General features: G+C 25.8%; 14 protein-coding genes. All 14 read right to left on the bottom strand.

Annotated elements, in window-relative coordinates:
- Positions 1 to 51 precede the first annotated feature (51 nt).
- Entirely contained in the window at positions 52 to 3,843 is a 3,792-nt protein-coding gene (locus tag BT993_RS01115) for a S6 family peptidase (RefSeq protein WP_072592841.1), read from the bottom strand.
- A gap of 43 nt (positions 3,844 to 3,886) precedes the next feature.
- Positions 3,887 to 5,650 carry an aspartate--tRNA ligase gene (gene aspS / locus BT993_RS01110; RefSeq protein ID WP_072592840.1) on the bottom strand — a complete coding sequence of 588 codons (1,764 nt, stop codon included), beginning with the start codon at positions 5,648 to 5,650 and terminating at the stop codon, positions 3,887 to 3,889.
- The gene (gene hisS / locus BT993_RS01105; protein WP_072592839.1) at positions 5,643 to 6,887 is read right to left on the bottom strand and encodes a histidine--tRNA ligase; all 1,245 of its coding nucleotides are present in this window, start codon (positions 6,885 to 6,887) and stop codon (positions 5,643 to 5,645) included. The genes aspS and hisS overlap by 8 nt, the downstream gene beginning before the upstream one ends.
- Entirely contained in the window at positions 6,884 to 7,555 is a 672-nt protein-coding gene (locus BT993_RS01100) for a dTMP kinase (RefSeq protein WP_072592838.1), read from the bottom strand. Before BT993_RS01100 ends, hisS begins: the two co-directional genes overlap by 4 nt.
- 9 nt (positions 7,556 to 7,564) lie before the next feature.
- On the bottom strand, positions 7,565 to 7,993 hold the full coding sequence (gene sufU / locus BT993_RS01095; protein ID WP_072592837.1) for a Fe-S cluster assembly sulfur transfer protein SufU: 429 nt from the start codon (positions 7,991 to 7,993) through the stop codon (positions 7,565 to 7,567).
- A 188-nt stretch (positions 7,994 to 8,181) separates the two neighbouring features.
- Positions 8,182 to 9,975, bottom strand: a complete 1,794-nt coding sequence (locus tag BT993_RS01090) for an endonuclease/exonuclease/phosphatase family protein (protein WP_072592836.1) — start codon at positions 9,973 to 9,975, stop codon at positions 8,182 to 8,184.
- A gap of 20 nt (positions 9,976 to 9,995) precedes the next feature.
- Positions 9,996 to 12,119, bottom strand: a complete 2,124-nt coding sequence (locus tag BT993_RS01085; protein ID WP_072592835.1) for a hypothetical protein — start codon at positions 12,117 to 12,119, stop codon at positions 9,996 to 9,998.
- 158 nt (positions 12,120 to 12,277) lie between these two features.
- On the bottom strand, positions 12,278 to 13,594 hold the full coding sequence (gene der, locus BT993_RS01080; RefSeq protein WP_072592834.1) for a ribosome biogenesis GTPase Der: 1,317 nt from the start codon (positions 13,592 to 13,594) through the stop codon (positions 12,278 to 12,280).
- Between the two features lie 13 nt (positions 13,595 to 13,607).
- Positions 13,608 to 14,186, bottom strand: coding sequence for an IMPACT family protein (locus BT993_RS01075; RefSeq protein WP_072592833.1), 579 nt, complete (start codon positions 14,184 to 14,186; stop codon positions 13,608 to 13,610).
- The gene (locus tag BT993_RS01070) at positions 14,183 to 14,902 is read right to left on the bottom strand and encodes a site-2 protease family protein (RefSeq protein WP_072592832.1); all 720 of its coding nucleotides are present in this window, start codon (positions 14,900 to 14,902) and stop codon (positions 14,183 to 14,185) included. The genes BT993_RS01075 and BT993_RS01070 overlap by 4 nt, the downstream gene beginning before the upstream one ends.
- Positions 14,902 to 15,801, bottom strand: coding sequence for a D-alanine--D-alanine ligase (locus tag BT993_RS01065; RefSeq protein ID WP_072592831.1), 900 nt, complete (start codon positions 15,799 to 15,801; stop codon positions 14,902 to 14,904). Before BT993_RS01065 ends, BT993_RS01070 begins: the two co-directional genes overlap by 1 nt.
- Positions 15,801 to 16,277 carry an STAS domain-containing protein gene (locus BT993_RS01060; RefSeq protein WP_072592830.1) on the bottom strand — a complete coding sequence of 159 codons (477 nt, stop codon included), beginning with the start codon at positions 16,275 to 16,277 and terminating at the stop codon, positions 15,801 to 15,803. Before BT993_RS01060 ends, BT993_RS01065 begins: the two co-directional genes overlap by 1 nt.
- 11 nt (positions 16,278 to 16,288) lie before the next feature.
- Entirely contained in the window at positions 16,289 to 17,212 is a 924-nt protein-coding gene (locus BT993_RS01055) for an Hsp33 family molecular chaperone HslO (protein ID WP_072592829.1), read from the bottom strand.
- Complete coding sequence (locus tag BT993_RS01050) at positions 17,213 to 17,770, bottom strand: hypothetical protein (RefSeq protein WP_072592828.1); 558 nt, start codon at positions 17,768 to 17,770, stop codon at positions 17,213 to 17,215.
- Positions 17,771 to 17,802 lie beyond the last annotated feature (32 nt).

The raw sequence follows: 17,802 nt of genomic DNA, 5'->3' as shown, positions 1-17,802 counted from the left end.
TATTTAAATACTTCTCAAAAAATTCATGAGTCATATTAAATATTCCTTGTCCTACCAATTATACCCTGTACCTAATTTAAATATATATCTACCATATGATTTTTGATATACATTTGCATCAAGTTCTAAATTTAGAAATACCTTATCTGTTGGTTTAAACTCAAACCCTGTAGTTATATTAATTCTCCAATCATCTTTGAAGCTATTATCTATACTTTTACCCTTTTTAGAAATTTCATAACTAGACCAATTATACTCTAAATTAGTCTTAGCAAAGAAATCCACATATTTATGCTCTAATTTAAGTCCTGTTTCATAATATATACTAATAGGTTTTTTGTGTAATACTTCATAATTATCTACTGAATCTTTAATAGTTTTATTTAACATAGAATTTAGTCTATATCCAACTTTATTTAAATATCTTATTTCAATATCATCACTTATCTTAAATTTAGGATTTATACCTACGGTCAATGAATTATTCAAATATATTAATAAATCTTTTCTTTCATAATTATTCGTAACTATTGCATTTAATCCTAATCCAAAATTAACATCAAAAAACTTATACTTTATACCTAATTTAGGTACTGTACCTACATATACAAATGTTTGATTAATTGATTCTTTTTCTTTAATATTGGTAATTAACCTACTTCCCAATACTTTAAAATTAAATCCACCTGAAAATATAAATGTATCCATATCATTAGCTTTTTCAAAATTAACTTCTACTCCATTAGAATGAAGTTTATTCATATATTCTACATTATTAAGTTTTATATAATTTTTATCTATTTTATTATAGCTTACATAATTAGCTTCAATAATATTTCTATATTTAAATTCATTATTAATATTATTAATTAAATCTAACTCATTAAATATAGATAAATTATTTATTACATCTCCTTTAATTGTAGAATATAGTCTGAAAGTATCATTTTCACCTTTTTCTACTCCAAGCCTGTATACACTATCATAATCTTTAAGATTTAAGATATTAAGTTTATGTTCTTTAATTTTAGCTATATCTAATTTTTCATTATTATCAACTATTTTATCTATTAAATTTTGTTCAAGTTTAAGTGAAGCATCTACATCTTTATCTGCTTTTTCTATTTCAAGAAGTTTTTTATTATTTCCAGTTAGATGTATATTAATTTTACCATTATTTGATTTATATTCACCTATTTTTAAACTTTTATCTTTTAATGAAATATCCCCTGAATTTTCAATTGATTTTACTTCTACATCATTTGAAAAATTTAAAGTTGAATTTTTTTTAATACTAAACTCTGCATTTATTTTTTTATTATCTTCACTAAATATATCTACAGTCCCTTTATTTATCCCATTTCCTATATTTACTTTAGATAGTTTTGTTGCATTATTAATACCTTTTAAAGTCATTGTTATATTATTAGCATCTAAATTTAAAGTTCCAATATCAGAAGATATATCATTTATACTAATATCTTTAGTAGCTCCTAAATATAGTTTGGAATAATCTTTATACTTACTATCAATTTTTGAAATATTATCATTTAAATTTAAAGTCCCTTCTGAACTTTTATTTATCTTATCAAGTATAGTATTTAAATCAGTACCATTTTCTACTTCAAGTATAGCATTATTTTTTATTAATGTTTTACTACCACCTAAAGTTTCTGCCTTTTTAATTTTTAATTTTCCTGCACTAACTTCAATATTTCCTTTTAATTCTGAATTATTTTCATTTTTTAAATAAAGTAGTCCAGAACCCTCTTTTTTAGCATTAATTTCACCTTTAAGTTCTGATTCTATTACAGATGAATGATTATTTTCAATATTTGCCTTAAAGTTGTAATTAGAAACATTTTTAGTATCAGTATTACTTTTACCTTTAAAATCAATCTTTCCCTTAATTATAGTCTCATTAATTTCTTTTTCTGTCTTAGCTCCCTCATATGGAGTAGGTCTTTCTACAACTTCTCCTGATAAATTCATTTCTAATGTAGCATTTTCTTCAACATTAATATTTGATTCAACCTTAGTTGCTCTACCAACTGATAATGTTGATGAACTTTTAATATTAATATTTGCAGATTTAAATTTAGTTTCTCTATATTCATCTTTATGAATTATAGTGTTTTCAGAAGTTGTGTTATCAGAACCATGTATAACATTATCTCCCTCAATTTTTGCATGACCATTTTCAATATTAAAATCTCCTTTAATATCTGTATCTTCACTTCTTATTGACCATTCACTTTTATCTTCAGCACCCTTATACACTAAATCTAAATTACCCTTAAAACTACCCAAAAATACTCTTTTGCCCTTACTGGGTTTAAATGTAAATGTTGATTTTTTATCATTTTTATCATTTGCTATTTTAGCATCTTTATCCATATGATAAATATCTTTAAATTCTAAACTTTCTCCATTTAAATTTAAAGTCCCACCCCTATGACCAAATCTAACATTATTTTCATTAAGTTGATCTGCTCTATTTATTGTTAATTTAGCTCCTTGTGCTAATCTAATTACTGATGCAGCAACACCATCAGTATTTTGAAGTTCTGTTTCTCCACCACCTAAATTTAATTCTCCATAATTAGGACCTTTAGAGTTAATAATTAGCTTACCCTCACCTATTTTTCTAACTACATTATTTTCTCCAAAATTTAAACTATACTTTAAAGTAACATTTTTATGTACGACAAAACCGGCAGTTTTTAATGTTCCACTGCCTTCTAAAGTTGTATCTTGTTTAAATTCTAATCTTGCTGCATGAGTATTTGTATTTCCCTCTACCTTGACTACTAAATCTTTTTTATTAAATATTTGATTTTTAGTCTTATTACTACCATTAACTATATCTACTTTTTCTTTAGACTTAAATTCTCTTTCTTCATTATCAACTTTTAATTTACCATTATTAAATTCAACATTTGTTTCTGTAGTAATCTCTTTATCTGTTATTTTTTCTTTAAAATCCTCATATGCAGAAACATTACCTAAGAAATATTGTTTTCTACCATATCCATCTATTGCATCTCCACTACTAAGACTTCCTGCCATAAACCATTTTTTCTTTTCTTCATCCCACCAAAAAAGTGGCGAACCACTATCCCCTTTTTTAGCTCCTGAATCAAGAGGAGTTTTAGCCTCTTTTTCTAAACCTATTTGTACATTTTGATCTAATCCATATTTTCTTCTATCAATTATTTTATTTAATCCTCCAGCAAAATGGTGGTCTTTATTTTCTGCATCTTTTTCTACTCTATAATCTTCAGCTACTCTATTTAACCCCCTACCAACTCTTGCTACTAAATCACCTTGTTTAATTTTATTCCACTGTTCTTTAGTCACTGCTTCTGGAACATAAGCATCAAAAGCTATTCTATCAGTTCTTAATAATGTATAATCTTTCTCAATTTGTTGTCTATAATCTAAATCAATATTTTCAGAAAATTTTTCATACTTTTGATCTAAAGATAAATCTTTATAGCCCTCAAAGAGTTCTACATCATTTCTAAAATGTCTTTTTGAAAAAGTAAATTTACTGGGAGGCTCAACATGATATGCTCCTGATAAAATTTGAGAATCTCCCCATAAAGCAAAATTTCCTGTATCAACCACGCTATCAAAATTGGGCATAGGTTGTTCTATTGTACCAGACAAAGTTCCATCTTTTTTATAAACCTTAACACCTTGTCTACCTATGGAGTATTTACCTCTATTCATTGCAAAATCTTCATAATCTTCCCAATTCATATCATGTCTAGCTAAATTTGAAAAAACAATTTTATTGGTTAATAAAAGTATTAATAATACCTTATATTCATACCTCATAACTTTCCTTTCAACAGCAATAAAATTGGTTAAAAAACCAATTTTATTCTATACATATCCTTTTTAATCTTAAATCATTTTCAAGTTGATTATTATCTACATCAGCAGGTGCTCCTGTTAATAAATCCTGCCCTTTATTAGTTTTAGGAAAAGGTATTACTTCTTTTATTGAATTTTCTTTTAACATTGCCATTAACCATCTATCAAGCCCAAAAGCAAGACCACCATGTGGTGGTACTCCATAACTTAATGTTTCTAAGAAAAATCCAAATTTATCTATTTGTTCTTCTTTTGAAAGTCCTAGTTCATCAAATACCTTAGATTGTAATTCTGAATCATGTATTCTAATAGATCCACCACCAATTTCATAACCATTTAACACTAAATCATATGATTCTGATAATATCTTATCATATTCTTTAGTTTCTAAATACTTAATATGTTCTTTTTTAATTGAAGTAAAAGGGTGATGTGCTGCTTGATATCTTTTTTCTTCTTCTGAATATTCAAACATAGGGAAATCTAATACCCAAACAAATTTAAATTTATCTTTATCTATTAATCCTAATTCTTCACCTAATTTTAATCTAATTGCTCCAAGTCCATCTAATACTACCTTATTTTTATCTGCAAGTATAAAAGCTATTTCATTATTCTTTAATTCTAATTTTTCAACTAAAGCATTAAGTGTTTCTTCATCAAAAAATTTAGCTATAGGCGAATTTATACTTCCATCATCAAGTTTTTTAATATATGCAAGACCTTTAGCTCTATAATATATCTTAACAAAATCTTCTAAATCCTTAATTTTTTTTCTTGAAAATTCTTTATCTTCACTTACTATAGCTCTTACACTACCACCATTTGATATTGCATCATCAAATACTGAAAATCCACTATTTTTTACAATATCTGATATATCTTGTATTTTCATTCCAAATCTTAAATCAGGTTTATCTGAACCATAATTATTCATTGCATAATCATAACTAATTCTTTCAAATGGCATATCTTGAACTTCACCAGTAACATCAGTAAACACTTTTTTAGCTAATCTTTCAACTAAGTTTAATATATCTTCTTGGTGTATAAATGACATTTCTAAGTCAAGTTGTGTAAATTCAGGTTGTCTATCTGCTCTTAAATCTTCATCTCTAAAGCATTTAGCAATTTGATAGTATTTATCTATTCCAGCAACCATTAAAGTTTGTTTGAAAAGTTGTGGAGATTGAGGTAGTGCATAAAAATCTCCTTTTTGTATTCTACTTGGAACTATGAAATCACGAGCTCCCTCTGGTGTAGCCTTACCTAATATAGGAGTGTCTACATCTAAAAATCCCTCATTATTCATAAATTCTCTAATAGAAAATAGCATTTGATTTCTCTTTTTAAGATTTTCTAATACTTTTTTTCTTCTAATATCTAAATATCTATATGTCAATCTTAAATTTTCATTTATACTAGTTTCAGATAACTCAAAAGGTAATTGTTTAGATGAAGAAAGTATAGTTAATTCTTCTGCTAATACTTCTATATCTCCTGTTTCAATATTAGCATTCTTTGAACTTCTTTCAAGTACTTTACCTTTTACTTGTATTACAAACTCATTTTTAAGCTTTTTTACTAATTCTTGTAATTCAACTGGAGAATTCTCATTAATTAATATTTGTGTAATACCATATCTATCTCTTAAGTCTATGAAAGCAAAATGTCCTAAATCTCTAACTTTATCAATCCAACCAGATAAAATTACCTTTTCATTAACATTTTCTATTCTTAACTCATTTAACTTATGACTTCTATACATGTTTTATCCTTTCTATTATCTCATCTATTGTTATTTCTTCTTGATTTCCTGTTTTGAAATCTTTAAAAGTTATTTTTCCAGAATTTAATTCATTTTCACCTAATATTAATACATAGTTTGCTCCAACTTTATTAGCTTTTTTCATTTGTGCTGAAAAGCCTTTAACAACATAGTCAAATTCTATATTAATATCATTTTCTCTAAGTTTTCTAATAATATCAAATAGATATTTTTTAGTTTCTTCAAAATATGCAATAAATACCTTATTCTCATTTTTTGATAACAATGTTTCATCCATTATCATTGACAATCTTTCTATACCTGCTGCAAAACCAACTGCTGGAACTTTAACTCCAGCTAAAATTTCTGTTAATTTATCATATCTTCCACCACCAAGAATAGTAGATTGTGAACCAAGTTTATTTGATTTAATTTCAAATACTGTATCTGAATAATAGTCAAGTCCTCTAACAAGTGCTGGATTTACAATATATTTAATATTGAATTTATCTAAATTATATTTTAATTCTTCAAAAAACATCTTACTTTCTTCATCAAAAAAATCATGTAATTTAGGAGCTTTTAGTAAAACTTTTTGATCTCCCTCATCTTTTGAATCAAATACTCTTAATGGGTTTTTTTCTGCCCTTATCTTTGAATCATCGCTTAATTTATCTATATTATCTAATAAATATTTTTTTAACTCTTTAATATATACTATTCTTGATTCTACAGAACCAAGTGAATTTAATTCAACAAATAAGTCATTAATACCTAAATTATTTAAAAATTCACATGCCATAGTTATTAATTCTGCATCTAAAAAAGCACTTCTTATACCAAAGGATTCAACACCAAATTGATGAAATTCTCTATATCTTCCTTTTTGTGGTGCTTCATATCTATACATAGGTCCATAATAGTACCATTTTACATTAGGACTACTTTTATGAAAACCTGCATTTAAATATGCCCTTACAACACCAGCTGTTCCCTCAGGACGCATAGTTATACTTCTATCTCCCTTATCCATAAAAGTATACATTTCTTTTGAAACAACATCTGTTTCATCTCCAACTGCTCTTTTAAAAAGCTCTGTTTCTTCTAATATTGGAGTAATAATATTTGTATATCCATATTTATCAAAAATTTTCTTAGCTGTATTTACAATAAAATTATATTTTTCAGCTTCTTGTGAAAACATATCTTTCATTCCTCTTAAAGTTTCAAATTTCATAAAAGCTCCTTTACTTCACAATATATTAGCTCGTGTATATCATCAATAGCCAACATTTTATCATCAACTACACAATTTATTATTTTCCATTTTTTTTCTTTTGCTATATTTAAAGCGTTATAGTATGATTTTTTTAAATATTCTCTATCATTTTCATGTATATCTTTTTTACTATCTCCAGTAAATTTATTATTTCTATCTTCCATTAATTTAAATGTATATTCTATAGGAACATTTAAAAATATTGTTATATCAGGTCTTGGCAATCCAAATTTATTAAATTCTAAATCTTCTAACCAATTTAAATATTTTTCTTTTTCTTCTGCATCATCTATTTTAGAACCATGATGTATCATATTAGAACCTGTATATCTATCACTAATTATGACATTATCTGATAAATAATCTTTTTCCCAATCTGTTTTATATGACGCATATCTATCTACACCATAAAATGTCGATGCAGTATACGCATTAACATCTGTGGGTTTAGAACCAAATTCACCTGATAAATACATTTTTACTAAAGCAGAAGCATCAGAACTATAGTTAGGGAATGATATTTTCTTTACATTAATTCCATTATCAGCTAATCTATTATATAGTTTCTGTGTCTGTGTTTGTTTTCCACTTCCATCAGTTCCCTCTATTATTATTAATTTTCCCATATCTATCTCCTAGTATTTTTCTAATATAACTTTTAAACTATGCCAAGCAAGAGTTGAACATTTAATCCTAGCAGGCATATCTTTAGTTATTTCTAAAAGTTTTGCCTCTCCTAATATATCTTTTTCAAAATCACTTACTTTTTCACCTTTCATAACCTTAAAGAATACATTTAATATTTCTTTAACTTTGCTAATATATTCACCTTTAATTAATTCAACAAGCATTGCAGAAGATGCAGTAGAAATAGCACAACCATTACCTAAAAAAGAAGCATCTACTATCTTATCTTTCTCAACTTTTAAGATTATAGACAAATCATCACCACAAGATGGATTATGACCTCTTTCAACATCAGTTGCATTTTCTATTTCACCTTTCAAATCATCTCTTTTATTATATTCCATTATTGTTAATTGATATAATCTTTCTAAGCTCATACTTGCTCCCTAAACATTTTATTTTATTTTAACATATTTAAAACTTTTTTTCTATAATATATGTAAAATAAAAAGGATTAATTCCTATATAACATAAAAGTTAATCCTTATAAATACACATAATAAATTTATCTTTATATTTCCATTTTAATATTAAAGTGCAGTTATAAAACTGCACCTTTCAATCTTTATTTAAGTTTAAATTGTATAAATACTGGATCATGATCACTAAATGCACCTTGTGATTTAGTAAATTCAGGATTTATTCTTATTACATCTACATTTACGTTTCCACTATATTCTTTATTAATAAACATATTATCAAGCACTTGAGACATACCACCATATACATATGAATATCTCTTATTAGGTGCAAGTTCTCCCATAACATCTATAAGTTCGTTCCCTCTAATATTCTTAGAAGTTACAGAGAAATCATAATCATTAATATCTCCCATTACAACAACAGTTGCACCTTTATCCTTAGATAAAATATCTTTTACAAAGTTGTTAATATATGTACCTTGTTTATTTCTATTAACTTCAGATCTTCTTATAGGTGGTTGTTGTGGTCCATATATAGGGTCATCCCCTCTTTTTGAACTTAAGTGAACCCCTACAATATATAGATGTTTACCATTTACATCAAATAAGGCAACTAAAGGTTTTCTTGTAGCAATAAAGTAATCTGCATCAAGACCTATTCTTCCCGGGTTATATTTTAATTTAGCCTTACCATTTTCATCTAATATTACTTTAGTATTATCATATGCTGTACTTTTACTTGTTTCAATTAATTTAACTCTATCTTTTCTATATAATATAGCATTACGTATATTCATAGACGGCATACCACCATCTTTTCCATATTCTGGATCAACTGCTAAATATCCATATTCTATATTAGTTTCATCTTTAATAGCATCTATAAGAGCTTGACCATTTTTTTCTGAACTTACAACATTACTTGTTGCAGGCCCATCATCATCTCCAACTTCTATAAGAGTAATAATATCTGGTGTATTTAATTTATCCTTAACTTGTTTTGCAAACTGTACAGTTCTTTCAGGACTTACAACATGAGCATAATTTTCCACATTATATGATGCAATATTAATCATATCTTCCCTATGATTAAACTCTAAAACATCAGTTTTTGCTCCAATATTATCAATTTCTGGTAATTCTTCTATAGGTAATATTTTAATATCGTTATAATTATCATTAGTTAATATACCAACTATATCTCCCTTGAATTTATCTCCAGGATTTGGTGTGAAATCTCTTATAAAATGTTTATTCTTCCAGTATTTACTTCCAGAAGCCGTAACATTTAATACATGATTTTTTTCATTACCATATTTATCATACAATACTCCACCATTTTCTGTAAGCACTGCCTTATCTCTTGCAAGTTTAGGTATTACAAATATATCTCCATATTCTTCTTTATGCCCTGTAATATATGGATTTTTAATTTTTACTACCATACCCTCTAAAGATTCATAAAAATCCATAGCTGAAGCATTTCTATCAATGCTTAAAACATTTTCATCTGAAACATTCATTGGTATTTCATTACCATATATTTCAGTTATCATAGGTTTTAAATTAACATCTATAACTTCTAAATTATTTGCAAATATTGTAGTTACTGTTAATTTAGTTTTATCAAATCTAGCAAATTGTTTTTCTCCTACTTTTCCTGAAACTACAACTAAATCTCCTACAGAAATTTTATCCACTCCCTTATACTCTACAAAAATTCCCTCAGAAGTATTAGGGTCATTATCTGGTTTTTCACTTTGTATATACATACCTTTATTGTATTTATCATTAACTTTGTATGTAACTATACCCTCTACATTACTTACCATTTTATCTAAAAGTGGTGATTGTAATCCTCTACCTTGTATTTCAGGAATACTTTCTGCATATCCAATAGTCATAATTGTGGCAAGTGTTAGTAATATTTTTTTCATTTTTTCTCTCTTCCTCCTAATTACCAATTATATGAAATATTTAGTCCTACATTTCCTATATATTTATTTTCAACTGAAGAACTGCTATCTTTTTCATATACATAAGTAAATGATGTTGTTGGTTTAAATGTTAATCTATTTTCTACAAGTTTAAATTCAGTTCCTAAACTAACTTTAGCTTTAACTTCTCTATCTTTTTTAGGTTGATCTTCAACCTTTAATTTTTTAGCATCATTATATTCATATTTAGTACTACTCTTATCTGTTGTTCTATATTTATAGTACTTATATTGATTAAATCCTAAATTATCTACATAATCAGTAAAGTTTTTCATGTGGTCAAATGATAATTTATTTTCTCTATAATCTAAATCTACTCCTAAAAGTAATGTTACATTATCTTTCACACTATATTTAATCTCATTTTTACTCATTAGTCCATATTTATTTTTATTGTTACTTTCAAATATATCTTTTGAATATACAAACTGCACATCTGTTCCTAAGTATACCTTACCTTTTTTATATGACATTTTAAATCCAGGATTTACGAATAATAGTAAATTATTACTTTTATTAATTGTTGGAGTAGTAGGTTTTGAAGGTTTTGCTGCTTTTGGTTTAGATGTTTTTGGTTTTGCAGCTTTTGCAGCAGCTTGTGGCATTGCCTCTGATTCTAATGACGCTTTTTTCTTATCAGCTTTTTGTTCTTTAGTAACCATTTCATATTCTGATGCAATATTTAAATTAGCCTCTACTTTAAATCCTCTACTTAAATATGATAGTTTATTTTCACTTAAAGAAAATATTGAATTAGTTACATCATTTTTAGAAAGTCCAAACATTCTATAAGCTACATTACTCTTACTATCATAAATCATACGTCCTTTTCTTCCACTAGACTTATATCCCATTCTTAAAGTAGCATCACTATTATTAGAAAAAGCCGTAATATATGTTTTATAACTTGCATCTGTTATTAATTTAAAGTTATTTAAAAGATTGTATTCAAATATACCTTTTAAATCATAAGTATGGTTTATAAAGTTAGATTTAGACATAGAAATACTATTTGATGTAGAAAATTCTCCAAATAATCTGTATTTATCTACAACATAATCTCCATTACCTGTTATTCTAACTGTATGTTTGTTTTCTGTCATTATATTTGTTGTATTACTACTTCCATTGCCAGGCTTAGTAGACGTTTTATCATACACTGAATGTTTTAATTCATAATCTAATTTACCAACTACTGTAAGATTTTTAATTCCTGTATATTTGAAATAGTTTTTTTGTTCAAATTCTAAAAATCTTTCTCCTTTATCTGTTGCCTTAAATCCTGATTTTAAATCAAGTTTAACTTGATTATAGAAAAAAGTGTCTGGTAAAATTCTTGAACTAGAAAATTTAAGATCTATATTCAAAGCTCCACCGTTTTTAGCTACATTTATTGTTTCATCTTTACTATTTTTATGTATTACTTTTGTTTTTTGTTGTTCTTCACTATTTAAATCATATACAAACTTAGTATTAAAGAAACCTAAATCAAGCATAGTATTAGTTTCAAAATAAGTATAAAGTCTATCTGTATTCTTCTTAAATCTATCAGTTACATAACTTCCACTAGCATATATGTCAGTTCTTTTAATACGTGTATTCCCATGAATACCTACTATGATATTTTTCTTTTCTTCACTTTTATATCCCAGTCTATTTAAAGTATCAGTTTTTTGGAAAAAATTAAAGTCATCTCTATATTTATTCTTAGATGATAAATGTTTTACTAATTCATCTTTAAAACTTTCATCTTCTTTTGCATCTATTTTTAAAAGATGCTTATATGCTCCGTAAACACCTATATCTGTTTTATCACCTAATTTTTTTTGAAAACTTAATCCTACTAAATATTTAAAATTTAAATTTTCAACTTTTAAAGCATCATCAGTTTTTACTACAGAATGAGAAAATCCATATAAGTCTTTTCTTGAGTCCAAATAAATTCCTAATTTAACCTTTTTATCTAACCCTACATTTACTCCCTTTCCAAATTTAACATTTCCCTCAACTTCAAAATTTCCACTAGTGCTTGAAAACGATGCAATTGTAGTAAGTGCTAAAAACCCAAAAACAACTTTATTCATAATTTCTCAATCCTCCTAAAAAATATAACAATATAATAATTTTTACCTTAAAAAAAGCTAATTGTCAATACATATATTTAGTTTTAATATTTAATTTCTCATATTTCATCAAATATATATAATTTTAATGCCAAAAAAGCTTAACAAATCGTTAAGCTTTATTCTCCATATCCTGTATTTTTTTTATTAAATATTATCTCTATAGGCGATCCCTCAAACCCAAAATATTCTCTTAAATTATTTTCTATATATCTCTTATATGAAAAATGTATTAAATCTGGATTATTAGAGAAAAATACAAATTTTGGTGGTGCCACACCAATTTGTGTTCCATAATTTATTTTAACAGCTCTACCTTTTCTAGTAGGAACAGGATTTTTAGCTATCATTTCTTCTAATACTTGATTTAAAAGACCAGTAGATATCTTCTTATTATATTCTTCATCTATCATTTTAACTTGGTCTATAATATTTATAGTTCTTTTTCCAGTAAGAGCTGAAATTGTAACTACTGGAGCATAATCTAAGAAAGGCATATCTGCTCTAACAAGGTCAACATATTCCTTAACTGTCTTATTATTCTTCTCTATTAAATCCCATTTATTAATTGCAATAATTAATGGCTTTTTCTCCTCAAATATTAACCCAGCAATTCTTTTATCTTGCTCTGTTAGTAATTCTGTAGCATCAAGCATAAGTACACAAACATTTGCTCTTTGTATAGCTTTAACTGCTCTTAATACAGAATAATATTCTATATCATCTTCAACCTTAGATTTTCTTCTTATACCAGCCGTATCTATTATAGTATACTTTTCTCCGTTATAGTTAAAACTTGAATCTATAGAATCTCTTGTAGTTCCAGCAATATCACTAACTATAGATCTTTCCTTATTAAGTATTTTATTAACAAAAGATGACTTACCAGCATTAGGTCTTCCAAGTACTGCTATAGATAATCCTGGTTCTTCATCTTTATTAACCACTGGAAATTTTTCTACGGCTAAATCTAATAAATCTCCTAAATTAACTTTATGTTCAGCAGATATAGGTACTACATCTTCAAATCCTAGTCCATAAAATTCATACATAGCATCTTTATCTTTAATATAGTTATCTATCTTATTAACTGCAACTATAACTTTTTTATCTTCTTTTCTAAGTATTTTAGCTATATCTTCATCTATCGCAGTAATTCCTGCCTTACCATCAACTAAAAATATGATAGAATCTGCCTCATCTATAGCAACTCTTGCTTGGTCTTTAATTTTATTCATCATAAAGTCATTACTACGAGGTTCTAATCCCCCTGTATCTACTAATAAAAATTTCTTACCAGACCATTCAGTTTCTCTATATAATCTATCTCTTGTAACTCCAATTTCATCTTTAACTATAGATAATCTATCGCCTATCAATTTATTAAAAAGTGTCGATTTTCCAACATTTGGTCTTCCAACTATTGCGACTATCATATTATCACCTCTTTCATGTTTCTATTAAGATTATTCCTTGTATTTCTTTGATTTTATATAACTCATCTTCTGAAACATTTAATTTCATCATTATTCTTTCATTATATACCTTATCTAATATCTCTATCTTATTTTTATCAATTATCGTTTCAACTTCTGTTGACTTTGAATAATCAAAATCAATTAAAATCTCTTTTTTCAATATATATTTTACTATACCTGACTCATTTATTGCAAGTTTTGCAGTTTTTGCATAATTTCTAATCAAACCACCAGCCCCTAGTTTAATTCCACCAAAATATCTAGTTGCTACTATAACTAAATTAGAAACACCTAATCTAAGTATTATTTCTGCCATAGGTTTCCCAGCAGTATTTAAGGGTTCTCCATTATCATTAAATTTAAAATATTCTTTATTATTCTCAACCACTTTATATACATATACATTATGAGTAGCATCAAAGTGTTTTTCACTTATTTTATCTATATATTCTTCTGCTTCTTTTACTGTTGTTACAGGTTTAATATATCCTATAAACTTTGATTTCTTTTCTATAAACTCTATCATTGTTTCTTTTGCTACTGTATTCATTGTATAAGCCTTAATAAATCATATATTATTGAAGAAAATATTCTAGTATTTAATACTATATATATTATCAATATTAAAAATACAAAACTATATTTATTCATATTAAATAATATTGTTCTTAAATCATCATCAGCATATGAATACACAATATCAAACATATCAAATCCAGGAAGTGGTAAAAGATTAAATAATACTATAGATGCAGATACTATATATGTATAATTAAATAAAGTAAATAAGTTTAAAAATAGGTAACTATTCCTACTTATATTCAATAATGAAAATATATTTACATGATATTTAAATAATATACCTGTTGTTACCATTACTAATAACGTTGAAAATATAGAGGCAAATCCAACTTTTAACATACCTTTTCTATAATCTTTAAATAGTCTGTACTTTATATCAAGATTCCTCCCTTGACCAAATATTATAGGGGAGTTAAATAGTATCAATGTACCAAGTATTAACATATCAGCTATACCTATATGATTTATAGGGTTAAATCCCATTTTACCCTCAAACATCATAGTAACATCTCCTGATTTAAATGCCATTCTTGCTTTAGAAGACTTTCTAACTGTATTTACTATTATAAATGCTACTAAATATTGTATCCTATAATCCATTTTAATATATATACATGCTATTAGATATATAGTTAAAATCATTAAGAATATCTTTAAATTCAATTTTTCTCTTTTCCCCATCATTATTTTATAGACTCCTTTATTAATAAATCTAAAGTTTCAGAATAAGAATAACCTGCATACAGAGTTGATTTTGGAAGTAAAGAATTTTTAGTCATACCAGGAAGTGTATTTACTTCTAAGAAATATGCTTTATTATCCACTAAAATATAGTCTATTCTTGCAAATCCTTTACATTTAACCGCCTTATATGCACGAATTGTAAAATCATTTATTTCATTTTGTAAATCTTCTTCAAAAAAGTGTACATATTCTTTAGCTCCACCATTTTCATATTTTGATGTATAATCAAAGAAAGTATCTTTTAATGGTTCTATTAATAAAGTAGGAAAAACTTTTCCAGCTATAATAGGTACTGAAATTTCTATACCTTTTTTCATTTCTTCTATAAGTACTTCCTCTTCTCCTAATTTAAATATTTCATTAAGTCCATTTTTTAATTCATCATCATTAGTTGCAAAATATATACCTATACTAGAGCCACCACGATTAGGTTTAAGTATGACTTTTTCTCCTAAATTTAAATCAGAAAATTTAATATTTTCTCCTTTTTTTATACATATTCCATTTATTACTCTTACACCAGCATTTTTAACCAATACCTTTGTTATATCCTTATCCATACATATAGCACTTGAAAGTATTCCACTACCAGAATATTTTATACCAGCTGTTTCAAGTATAGCTTGTACATCTCCACTTTCTCCAAATTCTCCATGTAAAGCTATATATGCAAAATCAAGATTTAAATTTACAATTTTAAATATATCTTCTTTTTTTACTATTTCTATTTCTACTACTTCATATTTTTCTTTATCTAAATTAGCAATTATTTGTTTACCTGTATTTATAGATACTTCTCTTTCAGTAGAAATACCACCATAAATTACACCTATTCTCATTATTTTATCACCTTTTTCATAGCATCTACCACTGGTTTAAATACTTTCTCATTTTCTTCATTTAATTTCATTAATATCTCGTGCATTTCTAATATATATTTACTTTTTTCATTATTATTTGAAAAATCACTACCATATATTGAAGATGTATTAATATTTAAATCTTCTTTAGTTATTAATTCAACGAATTTAATTATACCTGTTTGTTTTAAAAATGTATATGCTTCTTCACTAGGATTTAGTATAACTAAATTTTTACCCTTATTCATTTTAACATCTATAGAGTATTTAGCTACAAGACCTAAAAATGTAGAATCCATATATGTAGTTTCATACATGTCAAAAGAAATACCCTCAGCTTCACTTATTTTATCATCTACAAAATCTGAAAATATTTTTGAATTTTTCATAGTTGCTTTACCACAAATTTTAAATATATACTCATTATTTAATTTTGCATATAGAAAATTATCCATAATCCCCCTCCTTAAATTTTTTCAAATCTATATTTTTCTCCACAAAAACTGCATTCTATTTCTATAAATCCATCTTCTTTTAGTATTTCTTCTTTATCTTCATTAGAAAGTGAAATATCTAAAGCTCTTTTCATATATTCTTTATTGCAATCACATTCATATTTTATATCATTTATACTTAATATTTCAATATCTTCTATCATAGGTAACTTATCATAAGGTAGCCCTTTGTATAACTTTTCATTAGCAAATATTTCCTCATCATTTTCAAATATTAAATGTGCTATTCTTTCTAAACTAAAATTGTTTTTAAGCATATCTGTAACACTTAATAGTCTTTCAATCTTATTTGCTAACCAAAACATTACGTTTTCATCTCCGTCAGGAAGTAATTGTATCATTAAACCAGAAGATTTTTCTACATTTAAATTCTCATCATATTTAGTTGAACAAATTAATATAGTTTTTGTTTGTTCTGACATTTCATAATATTCATTAAGTGATAATTCTAGTAAATTATCTTTAACTAGAAACACTGATGAATATGGATTTTTAAGTCCATAATCAACCATTATTTGTAACTTAGCTCCTGTAAGATTGTATAACATATTAATTTCTTTTTCATTATTAGTATTTATTGCATTTAATAATCTTTCATGTTTTTCATTATCTATATCTACCTTGACTGCAATATTTGAATTTATAGTAGATTTAACTATTATATTTTTTAATGCACCCTCACTTTTTAATGATAAAGACATTTTAGTATTATTTGATTTAATACTTTGAGCAAGTATTGCTCCCATAGTTGTTAATTTAGAAACATCTTTTGAATAAAGAATATCAAGATTGGTTCTATTTATTACTTCTTTTACTAATTCAGTACTATCTATTATTACAAATTTTACACTTTTACTTATTCCTCTTAATAACATTTATTCTCCTTGTTGTATATTTAAATTTATACTATTTAAAGTAGTAAAATATCTTCCTAAAATATCATCTATATTTTCTTTTCTTAGAAGAATTTTTCTATTTCTTCCCTCATTAACCATTAAAAATTGACTAATTATTGTAAGCTTAGGTATATTTTGTGAAGTCATTAATTCTATAAACTCATCTTTAATTTTAACATCATTTTCACCAAGAAAAGTTTTCTTGAAAATCTGCTTATATGCTAATTCAAATGTTTTTTTAACATCTATATTTGATACCTTAACATTTACAACTTCACTTCCATCTTCTCTTCTAGTTCTATTTTGTACTTCATATTTAATATTTGCAAATAGTGCATTAAAAAATACTACTTGAGATTCATTTTTAAAACTAAGATTTAAACTATCTATTAGTTCTGGGTTATTTACATATTTTTTAGTTTCCTCAATATTAAATTCTTTAAAATCTTTCATAAAGTTTTCAACAACTTTTTCACTTCTTGAAGTACATGATATTGTAAATAAAAATAAACATAAAAATACTAAAAACTTTCTCATATTATCCTCACTTTTTAAATAACAAAGAGGAC

Source organism: Streptobacillus ratti, assembly GCF_001891165.1.
Classification (GTDB): Bacteria; Fusobacteriota; Fusobacteriia; order Fusobacteriales; family Leptotrichiaceae; genus Streptobacillus; species Streptobacillus ratti.
This window is presented reverse-complemented; position numbering and strand designations above follow the sequence as displayed.

Bases quoted from the DNA above. Each gene is read 5' to 3' on its own strand.
- sufU (WP_072592837.1), bottom strand. From the start codon at position 7,993: ATGAGCTTAGAAAGATTATATCAATTAACAATAATGGAATATAATAAA.
- BT993_RS01070 (WP_072592832.1), bottom strand. From the start codon at position 14,902: ATGATGGGGAAAAGAGAAAAATTGAATTTAAAGATATTCTTAATGATT.
- BT993_RS01085 (WP_072592835.1), bottom strand. From the start codon at position 12,119: ATGAATAAAGTTGTTTTTGGGTTTTTAGCACTTACTACAATTGCATCG.
- der (WP_072592834.1), bottom strand. From the start codon at position 13,594: ATGATAGTCGCAATAGTTGGAAGACCAAATGTTGGAAAATCGACACTT.
- BT993_RS01055 (WP_072592829.1), bottom strand. From the start codon at position 17,212: ATGTTATTAAGAGGAATAAGTAAAAGTGTAAAATTTGTAATAATAGAT.
- BT993_RS01065 (WP_072592831.1), bottom strand. From the start codon at position 15,801: ATGAGAATAGGTGTAATTTATGGTGGTATTTCTACTGAAAGAGAAGTA.
- BT993_RS01100 (WP_072592838.1), bottom strand. From the start codon at position 7,555: ATGGGAAAATTAATAATAATAGAGGGAACTGATGGAAGTGGAAAACAA.
- BT993_RS01090 (WP_072592836.1), bottom strand. From the start codon at position 9,975: ATGAAAAAAATATTACTAACACTTGCCACAATTATGACTATTGGATAT.
- BT993_RS01050 (WP_072592828.1), bottom strand. From the start codon at position 17,770: ATGAGAAAGTTTTTAGTATTTTTATGTTTATTTTTATTTACAATATCA.
- BT993_RS01115 (WP_072592841.1), bottom strand. From the start codon at position 3,843: ATGAGGTATGAATATAAGGTATTATTAATACTTTTATTAACCAATAAA.
- BT993_RS01060 (WP_072592830.1), bottom strand. From the start codon at position 16,277: ATGGATAATTTTCTATATGCAAAATTAAATAATGAGTATATATTTAAA.
- hisS (WP_072592839.1), bottom strand. From the start codon at position 6,887: ATGAAATTTGAAACTTTAAGAGGAATGAAAGATATGTTTTCACAAGAA.
- BT993_RS01075 (WP_072592833.1), bottom strand. From the start codon at position 14,186: ATGAATACAGTAGCAAAAGAAACAATGATAGAGTTTATAGAAAAGAAA.
- aspS (WP_072592840.1), bottom strand. From the start codon at position 5,650: ATGTATAGAAGTCATAAGTTAAATGAGTTAAGAATAGAAAATGTTAAT.